Raw genomic sequence first — 15,686 nt, 5'->3', positions numbered from 1 at the left:
CAGCATTAACCATTGCCCATGAAAAGCACGCTCCTCGCAGTTACTCCCCCAAAAACGGACCATTACCTGGTTGGCATTGGCGCTTCTGCCGGTGGGCTGGAGGCTATCCATACGTTGTTTGACTACTTTCCCAACAACTCCAGTTTTTCGTTCGTCATTATCCAGCACCTGTCACCGGACCATAAAAGCCTCATGGCCGAGCTGTTGTCCAAGCACACCCAGATGCAGGTGCGGGAGGCCGAGGACAATATGCGCACCCGTCCCAACTGCGTGTACGTGCTGCCCAGCGGCAAACAACTCACCATAGAAAAAGGCCGGTTGCACCTGGTCAACCAAATTAGAAACCGGGAGCCCAACTTTGCCATTGACGTCTTCTTTGAGTCGCTGGCCAAGGACATGGGCAAATACGCCATTGGCATCATTCTGTCGGGCACGGGCTCAGACGGCACCAAGGGCGTCAAGAAAATCAAGTCGGCGGGAGGCATGGTCATGGTGCAGGATCCCGCCACCGCCAAGTTTGACGGCATGCCCCGCAGCGCTATTGAGGCCGGGTTTGTAGACTACGTCTTCTCCCCGGAACGAATGCCCGGTGAAATCATTGAATACACACGCCAGATACCGTTAGTGAAAACACTCATTGACAAGAACCTGATAGAGGAAGACGAAGAGGTGCTCAAAGAGATTCTGGACCTCATCTGTACGCATACCCAGACCAATTTCAAGAACTATAAACAAGCCACCATTTACCGCCGCTTGAAAAAGCGCATGGACACCTTAAAGGTAGAAACCCTGCCGGACTACTTAGCTTACCTGCATGACCACCCCGCTGAGATCAAGCAGCTGTGCCAGGAGTTTCTGATAGGCGTTACCCGTTTTTTCAGGGACCAGGAAGCGTTTGACTTGCTGGAGCAGGAGGTGATACCAGAGATTGTGGCCAATACCCCCGAAGAAGAACTGGTCAAGGTATGGGTGACGGCCTGCAGCACCGGGGAAGAGGTGTATTCCCTGGCTATTCTGTTTCAGGAGTGCTTAGAGCGCCTGGGCCGGCCCGTGAACGTGAAACTGTTCGCCACTGACATTGACCAGCGGGCCATTAAACAGGCATCCAAAGCCAGTTACCCGGCCTCCATCTCCAAAGACGTAAGCCCAGAGCGGCTGCAGAAATACTTCCACCTGAAGGGCAACCGGTACACCGTCAAAGAGCACGTGCGGGGCATGGTGGTTTTCGCGCAGCATGACCTGCAGAAAGACCCGCCGTTCAGCCGCATGGATTTGATTACATGCCGCAACATGCTCATTTACCTCAACCCAGACCTGCAGCAACGGGTGCTGTCTGTGTTCCCATACGCCTTAAAACAGAACGGCTACCTGCTGCTGGGCTCCAGTGAACACATTGGCGAGATGAAAACCTATTTTGCCGAACGCAACCGCAAATGGAAGCTCTTCCAGAAAATTAAAGACAAGCGTGGGGTGCAGCAGAACTACGGCATCACGCCGCAGGCGCACACGTTTCCGGTGGAGCACAGCCCTTCGTACAAAAACGCCCAGCTGGTCAAGTACAATGACCTGTTCATGGATGCCGTGGCAGACGAGTTCAAGATCACCGGCCTGTACGTAGACGACAACTTCCAGCTGCTGCACGGCGTGGGCGACATTAACCGGTTCTTGAAACTGCCAGACAAGCGCCTGCACCTGAACCTGCTCAAAATGGTGCCCAAGGAACTGGCCGTCACTCTGAGCGTGGACATTAGAAAAGTCATTAAGACCCAGAAGCCGGTGGCCCGCCAGGTCATGATGCTGCTGGGCAAGAAAAGCCAGCTGGTGCATTTGTCTGTTCGGCCGATTACGGTGGAACCAGATCAACCCAAGGTGCTGCTGGTGTTGCTGCAGGAAATGGGCAAGGCCGCGCCTTCGCTCAAGAACCTCAAGCCCTCGCTCATCACAGAAGAAGACTCAGAGTATTTTCAGCAACTCACCACCTTGGAGAGTGAATTGCGCGAGGCCCGCGAAAGCCTGCACATGACCGTGCAGGACCTGAGCACCGCAAATGAAGAACTACAGTCTACCAATGAGGAGCTCATGTCTTCAAACGAAGAACTGCAAAGCTCCAATGAAGAGATGCAATCCCTGAACGAGGAATTGCACACCGTCAACTCTGAGCATCAGCTTAAAATCCGGGAACTGCAGGAGCTCAACGAAGACCTAGACAACTACATCAGGAGCTCCAACATAGGGCAGCTCTTCCTGGACCATCACCTCACCATCCGGAAGTTCACGCCCACGGTGAAAAACATCATCAACATCATTGACATAGACCTGGGCCGGCCTATTCATCACCTGTCCCACAATCTGCGGTACCCCAACCTGCTGGAAGACATCCAGAAGGTGAACAACACGTCTTATGAGGTGGAGCAGGAAGTAGAAACCCAGGACGGCCGGTATTACCTGCTGCGCATCATCCCCTACCTCAAGCATGACGGTAACAAAGACGGCGTGGTGTTGAGTTTTGTAGACGTGACTACGCTCAAGACCTTAAGCAACGTGGTGCAGGGCGTGCTCAACAGCTCGCTCAACAACATCATGGCGTTCAGGGCAGTGCGCACGGGTGAACAGGAGATTACAGACTTCCATTGGACGCTTCTGAACAAGCAGGCCGAGCAACTGGTGGGCACTCCGCAGGCTCACTTGATAGGCAAGAGCGTGATGGAAGACCTGTCTTTCATGAAGAAAAACGGACTGTTCAAGAAGTTTGCGCGCGTGGTGGAAACCGGCAAGCCCCTGCACCTGGAGCAGCACCTGGACTTCAACGGGAAACGTGCTTGGTATGAGATTGTGGCTGTGAAAATGGGCGATGGCTTCACCGTGACCTTTGCCAACATCACAGATAAAAAGGAAAGCGAGGAAAAGATTCTGATGGCCTACGAGGATCTCAAGAAAGCCGAGGAGAACCTCATCTTGCTCAACAACCAGTTAGAGGAGCGTGTGGTGGAGCGCACCAAAGAGATGACCGAAAGCCAGGAGCGTTTCAAGCTGGTTTCCAAGGCCACCAATGACGTGGTCTGGGACTGGAACCTGATCACCAATGAGCTCTGGTGGAGTGACACCTTGGAGTCCATTCTGGGTTACAGCCACACTGAAATGGAGAACGGCATTGACTCCTGGTTCAATAAAATTCACGAAGAAGACCGCCAGCGCGTACTAAAAGGCATTAATGAGGCCATCAACTCAGGCAAGGACCAGTGGATTGCTGAATTTAAACTGGCCCGTGCCGACGGTTCTTACGCCTACATTTACAACCGCGCCTACATTCTGCACAACGAGTACCAGATGCCGCACCGCGTGCTTGGTTCTTTCATTGACCTCACCGACCTGAAGGAAACCCAGGAGAAACTCAAGGAAACCAACAACCATCTGCTGCTGGTCATAGAAGACCTGGACAACTTCGTGTACACGGCGTCGCATGACCTCAAGGCCCCCATCCTGAACATTGAGGCGCTGCTACGGGAACTACGCCTGGAACTGCCCGAAGAAGATTACGAACAGGTAGAATTGCACCAGATCATTCAGATGATGCAGGGAGCGGTGGAGCGTTTCAAAAAGACCATTGACAACCTCACTGAAGTGACCAAGCTCCAGAACGAGCAGCATGGCGTCATTGAGAAAATCAAGGTGGGTGAGTTGATTGAAGACATCGTTCTGGACATGGACCAGATGTTCAAGGCCTCTGGCGTGCAGTTGAAGATTGACGTTAAACAATGCCCCATCATCTCCTTCTCTGAGAAGAACCTGCGCAGCATCATTTACAACCTGATCTCCAACAGCATCAAATACCGTTCTCTGGACCAGGAGCCTTACATTCATCTGTCCTGCTTAAGTGAAAGTGGGTACAGTGTCTTAAAAGTAGAAGACAACGGCCTGGGTATGAATCCCGCGCAGGAAGAACAGCTCTTCTCCATGTTCACCCGCTTCCATGACCACGTAGAAGGCAGCGGTATTGGCCTGTACATGGTCAAGAAGATTGTGCAAAACGCTGGCGGCAAGATTGAAGTCTCCACCAAAGTAGGCAAAGGCACCACCTTCAAAATCTATTTCCCTAAGTAGACGGCAACGTCTAAACAGTGATGATGTAGGCCACATCCACTTTACATTGGTGAGTGGCCAATGTCCAGGATACGCCAAATCTGAAGCATTCAACCAACGAGGTCCGTTTTTGGGCTGTTTTGCATAAAACAGCCCAAAAACGGACCTCGATTTATTTTCACCAAATGAAGGACTCCTATTAATGACAACTTCTCTGGTTCAAGAAACGCCTACCTCAAGAGTTAAGGCCTTACAAGGCAGGCAGAGCTTCGGCTTTTCTTCTCAGGCTCCTTTCCTTGCCTGGGTCCATTTCTTCTGGTCTGGACAAGGCACCTACCACCAAACCGGTCATTCCCATGGCCAGGAAGGTATTTCTAGCCTTCTCATGCCTGGAGAATCCAAACAGCCACGGAGCGGCCAGGGCAAAAAGGCTGGTAGCCGCGTCTATTCCTAAATGCACCTTATACGGTACTGCCTGCACCACGCCCCACTCAGCCTTGGTCACCAGCGCAGAGACCAACGCCATTCCACCAATGGCTCTACACAAGGTAGTAGCCGTTTCCTGTTCTGTAAAGCCCACTGATTCTGGCGCCGAGGCCACTGCCGGAATGTACCCTGCCTCGGCTAGGCCGTGCATTTGTCTTGAAATGGGTTGCCACATAGTTCTATCTGTTTTAGTTCATACCAGGTGCAGGCCAACCACGGCCCACACGCCCTTTTCCTTACGGCCTCCTGTCAGACAGGTTCCTTTGAGTTAGTCCTGATGATTGAGCTGGGAATCCGTTTTTGGGCTATTTTCTGGGAAACAGGCGAAAAACGAGCACAGACACTATCAGGAGCTGCGCGCACTACGAGGTCTTTTAGTCCTGAGTCTTGAGTCCTGAGTCTGGAATGCGTTTTTGGGCTGTTTTGGAAGAATTAGGTGAAAAACGGCATTGGTGCAGACGCTCGTAGGTTATGGTCCCCCAGCTCCTCTTTTGTGAGGAAGGGCTTTATCAAAAATGCGTGAGAGACAAGGCGGTGCCGTTGTCTCTACAAGAATCACTTCCGCGCCATGTAAGTGAAAGATGGAAGCCTCTTATACGGACATTTGCTTCCAATCATAACTCTTAACAACCCTCCTCTTTTCAGCCTAATTCCCAGAAAACTGCCCAAGAACGAGACCTATATCTCAAACCTTCCTCCTACTAAAAAATTTAGCAAAAATAAAATATCTACTTCTTCCTTTTAGCAAACTACCTTTGTACAACCGGTGTTATGAGTCAAAAAAACAACAGCGCCCCGTATGGAGAATCAGTACCTGGATAGTTTAAGGGCCTTGGCCTTTACCTTGCACATCAGACCCAAGAACCGCGCCGACCAGGCCGTGGCGGTAGGAAGTCTGGCCGACATGCTGTTGCTGCTACAGGATAGCTATATCCAATACCTCACCATCACCAACAATAAGCGCAAAGGCCTCATCACCACGCAGGTCACCAAGCCAGAAATCACCTCAGATTTGATGATGGTAGACGTGAACTTTCAGGGATTCAAGGCCAGCATTGCGCCAGATTACCTGGGCACCAAGGCCAAGAGAGGCAGTAGCATGGACTTTCCGTTGCCGGTACTTAAGGAAAGCTTCCGCAACTTTGTGCACCAGATTCTGACAGTAGACTATTCCAGCCCCTCGGAAGTCAACCAACTGGCCGAAGATTTTACAACCGAGGAGCGTAAACGGATCTTCGGGCCGTTGTTTAAAACCCTGGCCAAGGCTGAAGGCTATGAGATTCTGGTAAGTGCCCTGGAAAGCGAAAAGGCCATGAACCTCACGCGCATTCCGCAGAGCGCCGTGCAAACCCTCACGCCTTCCAAAGAGAAACCCAAGGTGATTCGGCCTAAAAAAGAACGGAAGCCCATTGTGGTCCCTCCCCTGCCTTCAGAGACAGATGAACCGGCTGAAACTTCTGCGCAGGAACCCCTGGACGTTTACGCGCACGCTCTGTTCACCAAGATAACCGTAGCGGGGGAGCCTCCCATCGTCTTAAAACGACCTCTGGAGGTGAAGGTGATGTTAGAAGACGGCCTGTACCTGCTCTCTTATGAAGACCTGGAACTGGAAGCCAGCGGCGCCAGCCAGGAGGAGGCAGAGAAAGCCTTCCATTTTGCGTTCTATTCTCTTTATGAGCACACCGGCCTGGAGTATGACGAAAACCTGACCGACGGTGCCCGGCAGAGGAAGAAAGAGATACTGAGCCTGATAAAATAGAACCCTCGCATAAACCAGAACGCCCTCTTTGGTTGCACAAGGAGGGCGTTCTGGTTTAGGTAAATTCTGAATTATGTGACCATCACGTCTTCTTTAGTGACGGCCTGTTTTACCCGGTCAATGGTCAGGTACTCCAGCACGCCAATGGCCAACACCACCCACAAGAAGCCCAGCAGGAAACCCGCCACCACGTCTGTGAGAAAATGAACGCCCAGGTAAATCCTGCTAATGCCAATCAAGAGCGTGTACGCGAAGCCCGCGCTCACCAACAATATTTTAGCCCGATGGTGCTTAACTTCCACCAGACAGAAATACGCCAGCAACCCCATTAGGGCCATGGCACTGGCAGAATGCCCACTGGGGAAAGAAAAAGAGTTCTCGGGCACGTAAAACGCAATGTCTAGCGGCCTATCACGGTGAAAGTACGTTTTGAGCAAATCCATGGAAAGCCCGCTCCCCATCACAGACACCAGCAAGGCCACCAAATGCTGGAACATGCGTTTGGTCAGGAAGAAGATCCCCGCCAGGATTGTCATGGCCGCTACGCCGTACACGTTGCCTAAATGCGTAAACGCGTACAGGAACAGACTCAGCTCTGCGCTGCGCATCCCGAAGAAAAACCCCGACACCTGCACATCCATGGCCTGAGTGGCTTCTGAGTTGACCACGTTTTCGGCGAGCTTACTCAACAGCAGCAGGTTTACGCCCATCAATACCAATAAAATGGTCAGCGGAAGCCCGTAGAAATGGTCGGTCTTGAAACGTGCGTGCAAGAATGCAAATACCCTGGGGTAGCGGCTTCTGAGTTGCCGCATGTAGGGCACCTGAAAAAACGCCTCTACCCACTCGGTGAGGTACAACAAGGGAATCTTAAACATACCCGTCTATCTTTAAGTACAATATCTATCTTCTTTTCAGCCTAAAAAAGCACTTATTCATAACCAAAGCACAATTCTCAAGGCTGAAAAGTATTTACGTATTTATAAAGACAGGGTGTACCATATTTTGGAAAGAATAGATTTCGTCCCACTTTTCCTGGTTGATTAGTTTGCGCTCCAGCACCACAATGTCATGGATGGATTTGCCGGTGGCCAGGGCTTCTTTGGCAACAGAAGCTGAGGTTTCATAGCCTAATATGGGATTGAGCGAAGTGACAATGCCCACACTGCGCATGACCATGTTCTGGCAGTTCTCTACGTTGGCCTTAATGCCGTCCACGCATCTGGTGCGCAGGGTGTTCATGGCATTGGTCATGTAGTTGAGGGAAGTGAATAGGCTGAACGCAATGACCGGCTCCATGACATTGAGCTGCAACTGTCCGGCCTCGGCGGCCATGGTAATGGTCATGTCGGCGCCAATCACATAAAAGGCGGTCTGGTTCACTACCTCTGGGATGACCGGGTTCACTTTGCCCGGCATGATGGAAGAACCCGGCTGCATGGGCGGCAGCATGATCTCATTCAGGCCCGCCCGCGGCCCAGAGGCCAACAGCCTAAGGTCATTGCAGATCTTGGAGATTTTGACGGCATTGCGCTTGACCATGCTGGACACGTGCATGTAGGTGCCCATGTCTGAAGAAGCTTCAATCAAGTCTTCTGCCAGCACCATGGGAATACCCGTGATTTCTGCCAGGTACTGCACGCACAAAGCAGGGTACTCTTCTGGCGCATTGATGCTGGTACCAATGGCGGTACCGCCCATGTTGCATTCTGTGAGTTTGCGCTGGGCTTCTTTCAGTCGGCGCACATCATCTTTGAGCGTAGTGGCAAACGAGTTGAACTCCTGCCCCAGCGTCATGGGTACGGCATCCTGCAACTGGGTTCTGCCCATTTTCAAGACATTCTCAAACTCCTGGCCTTTGCGCTTGAAGGCTTTTCTTAGGTTTGACAAGGCCTCCAGGTAAACTTCCAGCTTAAAGTACAGGCACAGCATGATGGCTGTGGGGTACGTGTCATTGGTAGACTGGGAGAAGTTGACGTGGTTGTTGGGGTGCAGGTACTCATACTGGCCTTTGTCATGGCCCAGGTACTCCAAACCTATGTTGGCAATCACCTCATTCACGTTCATGTTCACCGAGGTGCCCGCCCCACCCTGAATCAGGTCTGTGAGAAACTGGTCCTGGTACTTGCCGGCAATGAGTTCGTCACAGGCAAAGACAATGGCCTCAGCAATAGTTGGGTCCAGTACGCCGCAGTCTCGGTTGGCCAGAGCGGCGGCCTTTTTCACGTACGCAAAGGCCTTTATAAAGAAAGGTTCCTGCGCATTGGTAATGCCCGTGATGTTAAAGTTTTCCAGTGCCCTCAGCGTCTGCACGCCATAGTATGCATTCTCTGGAATCTCCTTTTCGCCTAGAAAGTCATGCTCAATTCTGAATGTTTTTGCCATGGGGGTGCCTTTGTATATTATTAGAAGTTCACTCTCTCAGTACAAGTACCTAGGTAGCATACTTTTATTTGGAGCCTCAGGTTTTAGGAGCGTCTGCCCATGCCGTCTCTCTTAGTGGTTTTTGGGCTGTTTTCTGGAAAAGAAGCCAAAAACGGAAACACTTCTCCCGCCAGGCAAAGGACTTTTCTTAAAGCTGAATTCTTGCTTTCCTGTTAGGGAAAACTACTTCTACAAAACCCATGACCTTATGGGAAACTTTACAAAAATCAGTAACTTCGTCCTAGTTGCGGTTTACATAATATAGCAGAGCTTACACGCCTTTCTGGTGGGAGCCTCTGGCCTTTTCCCGCATAACCTGCTTCTGCTAGTCCTTCTGTTCAAGCGCTTTAGACGTCTGTATGAAAAAATCCTCTACGTTCTCTGCTGGTGTTGCACTGGCTTTAGCAGCCACGCTGGGCGCTTCGTTTCCCTCCTGGGGTCAGAACGGCCCTACCACCAATATCAGTAGCTTTGACAAGCAATTGGTGAACTGGTACAACATGAGCCCAGAGGTGGAGCAGGTGCAAGGCACCAGCGTGAACCGGGTGTATCAGGAGTTGCTGCCAACCCGAACGCCCAAGCGCAAAGTGGTGGTGGCCGTGATTGACAGCGGGGTGGACATTCTGCACGAAGACCTACAGGGCCGCATCTGGACCAATGCCAAAGAAATTGCCGGCAACGGCCTGGACGACGACCAGAACGGTTACGTAGACGACGTGCACGGCTGGGGTTTTCTGGGCAACGCCGCCGGCCAGGACATAACCTTTGAGACTTATGAGTTTGTAAGAATCTACCGGAAGCTCTCACCGCTGTATAGTCACGTCACCTCTGTGCAAAAAGTACCCGCCGCTCAGCAGGAGGAATACAAACTGTACCTGTCCGCCAAAAAAGCCTTTGACGAGGAACTGGCCAAACAGCAGAAAAACAAACAGTCGTTGCAGGAGTTCGGGCAGGTAATAAGCCACGTGGAAGGTATTTTGGCGCAGCACCTGGGTAAGAAAGAAGTGACCCTAGCCGATGTAAAAGGCATCACCAACGCCAGCGAAGACGTTTTGCGCGCCCGCGCCTGGCTCCTGAGCCGGTATGAGTTGGGCTACACTCCTTACTCGTTTCAACAAGCCCTGGAAATGAGCGACGTTTTCCTGAACCAGCACCTGAACCTCACCTTTGACCCACGCACCTTACTGGCAGACAACCCCGAGGACCTACAAGACCGCCGCTACGGAAATCCTAACGTAGCCGGCCCCCGCCCCGACCATGGCACTCCGGTAGCGGGCCTGATAGCGGCCGTGCGCAACAACCAGAAAGGCATAGACGGCATTGCCCAGGAAGTGGAAATCATGGCCCTGCGTGCCGTCCCCCAGGGAGACGAGCGCGACAAGGACATTGCCCTGGCCATTCGCTATGCCGTAGACAACGGAGCCCATATCATTAACATGAGCTTCGGGAAGAGCTTCTCACCCCAGAAAAGTATGGTAGACGAGGCCGTGGCCTACGCCGCCTCTAAGAACGTTTTACTAGTGCACTCGGCGGGCAATGACGCAGCCAACAATGACCAAGTGCCCAGCTATCCCACCAGCAAAAAATCTGACGGCACCTTGGCCCAGAACTGGTTGGAGGTGGGTGCCAACGCCCGGCTGTTGGATGAGAACCTGTGCGGCGAGTTCTCCAACTATGGCAAGCTGAGCGTAGACCTGTTCGCGCCGGGCGTGGACATCATCTCCCTCGCTCCAGAAAACCGCTACAACAAAATGGAAGGCACCAGCTTTTCCAGCCCGGTGGTGTCTGGCGTAGCCGCTTTGGTCTGGTCTTATTATCCAGAATTAACCGCCCTGGAGTTAAAAGAGGTGCTGCTGGCTTCTACCGCCCAATATCCTAAACAGAAAGTGTACCTGCCCAACCTGGCCTCCGCCAATAAACGCAAAATTGCCTTCGCCTCGCTCTCTAAATCTGGAGGTATTGTAAACGCCTACCAGGCCATGCTGCTGGCAGAAAAGAAAGTAGCAGAGAAAGGTGTAAAGAATTAGTAGGTCGTTTTTGGCCTGTTTTCTGGAAAAGAAGCCAAAAACGACCTACGGGCTAATTGGCAATCCTTGGTTTTTATAGCTTGAGGAAAGGAGACCTTGCTTCTTTGGGGCATTGTCAGTTATTGGCAGTCTAGAGCAAATTTTGGAGGTATTTGGAGACTGGTATCTAAGAAAAAGACTACCGATTATTCCTCAGCGTTTCAGCTCTTTACCTCACAATGACTTCTTTTTCTCTGCAACTTCTCCAATCCCAGCAGCAAGTCTTTTCCTGTTGTTTGAGGTGATGAATATTTATCCATATTTTTACACTACCCTACCTATTCTATACCTCATTCTATCCTCTATTCTATCCCTTTATTTGCATGGTTAAAAAACTACGCTTCCTCTATTTAGTATTGGTTCTTCTTTGCGTGCCCATTTGCCACTTGAAAGCCCAGTTGGCAGACTTTGACCTGCATCAGCGCGTGGGTCTTGCAGTGCACAGGCCCTATTCATTAGAAACAGATTCTAAAGGCAACGTCTATCTACAGTCAATGGCGGGTACCATTACCAAGATGACTCCTTCAGGTAAGATTGTGCATGACTTCAAGCTTAATGGTATAAGTGAGTCTTTCCTTAAACAATCTCTCTATCACCTATACATTGACTCCAAAGATCACCTCTACATCATTAACCACAGTCAGGGAACCATTTCAAAATTCAGCCCAGAAGGTAATCTGTTTTTCACCTTCGGGTCTAAGGGAGAGGGACCGGGGCAATTTGTATTTCTGGCCAGAATAGCTGTCAACTCCTTGGGTGAAATCTTCGCCAGTGACATGGAGAATCATTACTTGGACAATAAAAGCAAGAGAATCCACAAGTTTGACGCCCAAGGCAACTTCATAAAAACGTTTACCATCACGGGGGCAGACGGAAAATTAGCAGCCCCCCTTTCGCTGGCCGTAGATGGCAGGGATTTATTATATGTGGCAGGAGATTCCCATAAAAGCATCTTCCAGATAAACAGTGAGGGCGAAGTCCTAAAAGAGATAAAAACGGGTGAGCAGGCGGCCAGCGGATTTTTAGCCTGTGACCGAAAAACCAATCAAGTGTACCTCTCACAATACACGGCCCAGGCAGACGGCGTGAAAGTCTTCAACGCCGATGGCCAGTATGAAAAAACCATAGAAACGGTAGCCCAGGGTTTAGTTTCCTCTACGCCCTACCCCATTGCCATCACACCAGAAGGCAACCTACTGGCAGTAGACGTAAGGCATTATGGAAACAGCACCTTGTTTAGTTACAACAAGGCAGGCCAAGTGGTAAGGAAATGGGGAAGAGCCCATTCAGCCCAGGATGCAGCCCTGGATGACCAAGGCAATTTTTATTTGCTGGATAAGGCCGGAAAACTCACCAAGTTCACCCCAAAAGGTGACGCCCTTTGGGAAGTATCCTCACTGATCAGTTCCAAGGGTCTTGCCCTTGACCTTAAAAGTAACATCTACGTCATTTGCAGTCAGGACTCACTATCAGGCAGGAACGGTATTTTAAAGCTTGACCCTACTGGGAAGCGCCTGGCTTTTTTCACCAACCTTAGTGGTAGCAATGAGCAGGTGATTCCGCAGGGAATCTATGTAGATCCTTTTGGAAACATGTTTGTCACCGACTTACAAAGTGGTGCGGTTTTAAAACTGGATGCCCAGGGAAAGCGGGTTGCTTCTATTGGAACCATGGGCCCTGAACCTGGAAAACTCTGGTTTCCTTCTGCCGTCATGGTAGACAAAAACGGACTTGTCCTGGTACTGGACTATTTTGGCTCCAGGGTGCAGCAATTCACCCAAGGCGGGAAGTTCATCAGGCATTTTGGTGCGCATAATGACAATGACAACTTCAAGTATGCTTCCTCAGACCTGGCCTTAGACAACAAGGGCAACATCTACACCACCTCCACTCTTCATAAGTACGGTTTATCCTCTGAGAATGAAAACCGTCTAAGAGTATTTGATGCAAAAGGAACGCTTCTTCAGGAGAATCTTTCCAGCCCCCTCCACTATCTGGCCTTTGACAGCCGAGGCGCATCTCTGGCTACCGTAAGCACTGAGGCCGATGTGTTTTCACTTTACCGGTCCAAGAATTATTCGGCTCCTTTAAGCGTCATCACGGGCAGGGTATTCAATGAGCGAAACAAAAATTGCACAATGGATCCGGGTGAGACAGGCATTGCCGGCCTTGTCATGGAAGCCACGCCAGGTCCTTATTATGCCCACACAGATGAAGATGGAAGGTATTCTTTTGCTGTAGATTCTGGCAGCTACAAAATACGGGTGGTCCCAGCGCTCATCTTAGGAGCTACTATGACAGTAAGTTGTCCGCCTTCTAAACTGCCCGTCTATGTATCTGGTGACACCAGTGTAGTAGAGGCACCAGACATTGCCTACAAAATATTGTACAATCCTTACTTAACCATAAGCGTTTCATCTGACCGCCGCCGGCGCTGCTTCCGGAATACGACCACTGTCTCCTATTCAAACTTAGGGTATGCCGCAGCTCCAGATGCTAAGGTGACCGTACAGTTGCCTGAGTTTGTGCACTTCATTTCTGCTTCTGTGCCATTTACCAAAGATGAAATAGGCAATTATGTATTTGAGGTAGGTACCTTGGCGGCCTTGCATAAAGGAACCATCACTATCACAGACTCTGTGTCTTGTGCAGACCCTACCATCCGTGGGCTAACGGTGTGTACCAAAGCATGGATTTCGCCTGCCAACCCAGAAGACAAAGCCGTAGATTGGAACCGTGCCAACATAGTGATAAACGGCGAAGACCCTGTAGACGGCCAGGTGCGGTTTGTGGTCACCAACGTAGGAAGCGGTGACATGACCGACAGTCTCTCCTTCCGATTGATCCAGGATGCAGAACTCTCCATGGTAGGCAGGTACCGCTTGGCGGCGGGCGACAGCCTTGCTCTAAAATTTGCGCCTTTGGGCAGGGCCTTGCGGCTTGAGGCAGATCAACCACCAGGACACCCCATCAAAAAATCGGCAAGCGCCAACCTGGAGATTAGAAGTTTAAACGATGGCCTTCCTTCACCGGCCATGAACGCCCTGCCCCCAGATGACGCCGAACAAGAAATAGCCATGGACTGCCTGCCAATCATTGACTCGTATGACCCCAATGACAAACAGGTGATTCCGGTGGGCCTTACCTCAGAGAAATACACGCCTACCAGTACCCCGCTGCGCTACACCGTTCGGTTTCAAAACACCGGTACAGATGTGGCCTATCGTGTAGTAGTAGTAGACACCTTGTCCGCGGACCTAAATATCAGCACGCTGAGAATGGGTACGGCTTCTCACCCATACAGATTAACGGTAAGTGGCAAAGAGCGCCCGGTACTTACCTTCATCTTTGACAACATCATGCTGCCAGACAGCTCCAAGGACTTAGCAGGCAGTAATGGCCTAATCCAGTTCAGCATTCGTCCTAAAACAACCTTGTCAGAAAAGCAGCTGATAGAGAATTTCGCGGATATTTTCTTTGACTACAATGAGCCGGTGCGCACCAACACTACCACCAACAGAATCTATGATCTGCCATTAGTGCCTAATCCAGAGAAGCAGTTGCAGGTCAAAGACGCTCTCGTGTCTCCTTCCATTACGGCCTACGTCCCAAGTGCCGGCAAGTATGGGGCAGTGGTAGTCATCTCAGGGACTAACTTTCTGGCGCAAAACAGTTTAAACAAAGTGTACTTCAACGGAAAACCGGCTCAGGTACTGGAAGCCACCAGCACTGGCATAAAGGTACAAGTGCCTTTGGGCGCGTTTACCGGGAAGATAAAGGTATCTCATGTAGACGGCTCCACTACCACGTTTGATGACTTTACCGTGTACCAACCGCCTGTCATAACCGGGCTGAGCGTGAAAGAGGGAGTAGTGGGCATAGAAGTAACCATACAGGGAGAGAACCTCCGCCCCGACTTACTGGAGAGCATCACCTTGGGCACCGTCCCTTGCCAGATTAAAAGATACGCGAACAACGGAGTGATTGTGGCCATCCCAGTGGGTGCCGTGAGTGGTGTATTCACGGTGTATTCAAAAGGCGGCACGGCCCAGAGCGGTCAGTTTAGAGTTTGGCACATGCCTGCTATCACAGGCTTTGACAAAATGAGGCAGCGCGTAGGTGGAGACGTTGCGTTGCAGGGAGAGAACTTCGCGCCAGAAGCAGGACTGAACCAGGTGTATTTCGGGGAGAAGGTCGCCAAAGTGCTAAGTGCCCGTGAGCAGCAGGTGGTGGTGCAAGTGCCATCGGGAGCCGTGACAGGAAACGTGACCATCAGCACGCCCGGCGGAAGCTCTAGCAAATCTTTCGAGGTGATTCCAGGACCCGTGCTCACAGCAATACTTCCTGCCTCTGCCAGCGTGGGAACCGTAGTGGAATTGAAGGGCCTTAACTTTTCAGCGCTAGGTCAGCCAGACACCGTGAGCTTTGGAGACGTGAAGGCCGAAGTGCTCAGTGCCACTGCCACAACCCTGCAGGTGAGAGTGCCCAGAGGAGCGGTAAGCGGCAAAGTCACAGTGGCGGGCGTTGGCGGAAAGTCAAAGGCAGACTTTACGGTTCTATCCCTCACGCCGCAAGAGTCCATTGAAGTCTACCCTTTACCCAACCAAGGCCGGTTTACCATTGATTTCATTAAGGCAGATTTTGACGTGCACACCCTGCAGATGCTGGACAAAACCGGAAGAATCATTTACCGCCAAATCATAAAAGGAGGTAAAGAAAGCAGGCTAGACATATCCTTACCGCGGGCACCTTCTGGCATTTATGTCATTTTGTTACAAACCAGCCAAGGGGTAGTTACCAAGCGGGTTGTAATTCAATAAGTTTACAACACTGGGTTAGGTGATCTTGAACGGGAGATTGGGTTCTCATCA

At 51.1% G+C, this 15,686-nt stretch carries 7 protein-coding genes; 4 read left to right on the top strand and 3 right to left on the bottom strand.

The features are described 5' to 3' along the window. The first annotated feature begins 18 nt into the window (after positions 1–18). Entirely contained in the window at positions 19–4,101 is a 4,083-nt protein-coding gene (locus tag GU926_RS00290) for a chemotaxis protein CheB (RefSeq protein ID WP_160687905.1), read from the top strand. Positions 4,102–4,330: 229 nt separating this feature from the next. Here the strand turns inward: GU926_RS00290 and GU926_RS00285 are convergent, their stop codons facing one another. Further along, the gene (locus GU926_RS00285; protein WP_160687903.1) at positions 4,331–4,741 is read right to left on the bottom strand and encodes a hypothetical protein; all 411 of its coding nucleotides are present in this window, start codon (positions 4,739–4,741) and stop codon (positions 4,331–4,333) included. Positions 4,742–5,365: 624 nt separating this feature from the next. Between GU926_RS00285 and GU926_RS00280 the strand changes: the two genes are divergently transcribed. Further along, on the top strand, positions 5,366–6,325 hold the full coding sequence (locus tag GU926_RS00280; protein ID WP_160687901.1) for a hypothetical protein: 960 nt from the start codon (positions 5,366–5,368) through the stop codon (positions 6,323–6,325). A gap of 71 nt (positions 6,326–6,396) precedes the next feature. Here the strand turns inward: GU926_RS00280 and GU926_RS00275 are convergent, their stop codons facing one another. Next, on the bottom strand, positions 6,397–7,203 hold the full coding sequence (locus GU926_RS00275) for a phosphatase PAP2 family protein (RefSeq protein WP_160687899.1): 807 nt from the start codon (positions 7,201–7,203) through the stop codon (positions 6,397–6,399). 94 nt (positions 7,204–7,297) lie between these two features. Beyond that, positions 7,298–8,710 carry an aspartate ammonia-lyase gene (gene aspA / locus GU926_RS00270; RefSeq protein WP_160687897.1) on the bottom strand — a complete coding sequence of 471 codons (1,413 nt, stop codon included), beginning with the start codon at positions 8,708–8,710 and terminating at the stop codon, positions 7,298–7,300. A gap of 398 nt (positions 8,711–9,108) precedes the next feature. Between aspA and GU926_RS00265 the strand changes: the two genes are divergently transcribed. Continuing rightward, the gene (locus GU926_RS00265; RefSeq protein WP_160687895.1) at positions 9,109–10,776 is read left to right on the top strand and encodes a S8 family peptidase; all 1,668 of its coding nucleotides are present in this window, start codon (positions 9,109–9,111) and stop codon (positions 10,774–10,776) included. Positions 10,777–11,138: 362 nt separating this feature from the next. Beyond that, positions 11,139–15,635, top strand: a complete 4,497-nt coding sequence (locus GU926_RS00260; protein ID WP_160687893.1) for a DUF7619 domain-containing protein — start codon at positions 11,139–11,141, stop codon at positions 15,633–15,635. Positions 15,636–15,686 lie beyond the last annotated feature (51 nt).

This window comes from Nibribacter ruber, assembly GCF_009913235.1.
Classification (GTDB): Bacteria; Bacteroidota; Bacteroidia; order Cytophagales; family Hymenobacteraceae; genus Nibribacter; species Nibribacter ruber.
The sequence above is the reverse complement of the archived record's forward strand: the minus strand, read 5'-3'. Positions and strand labels throughout refer to the sequence as shown.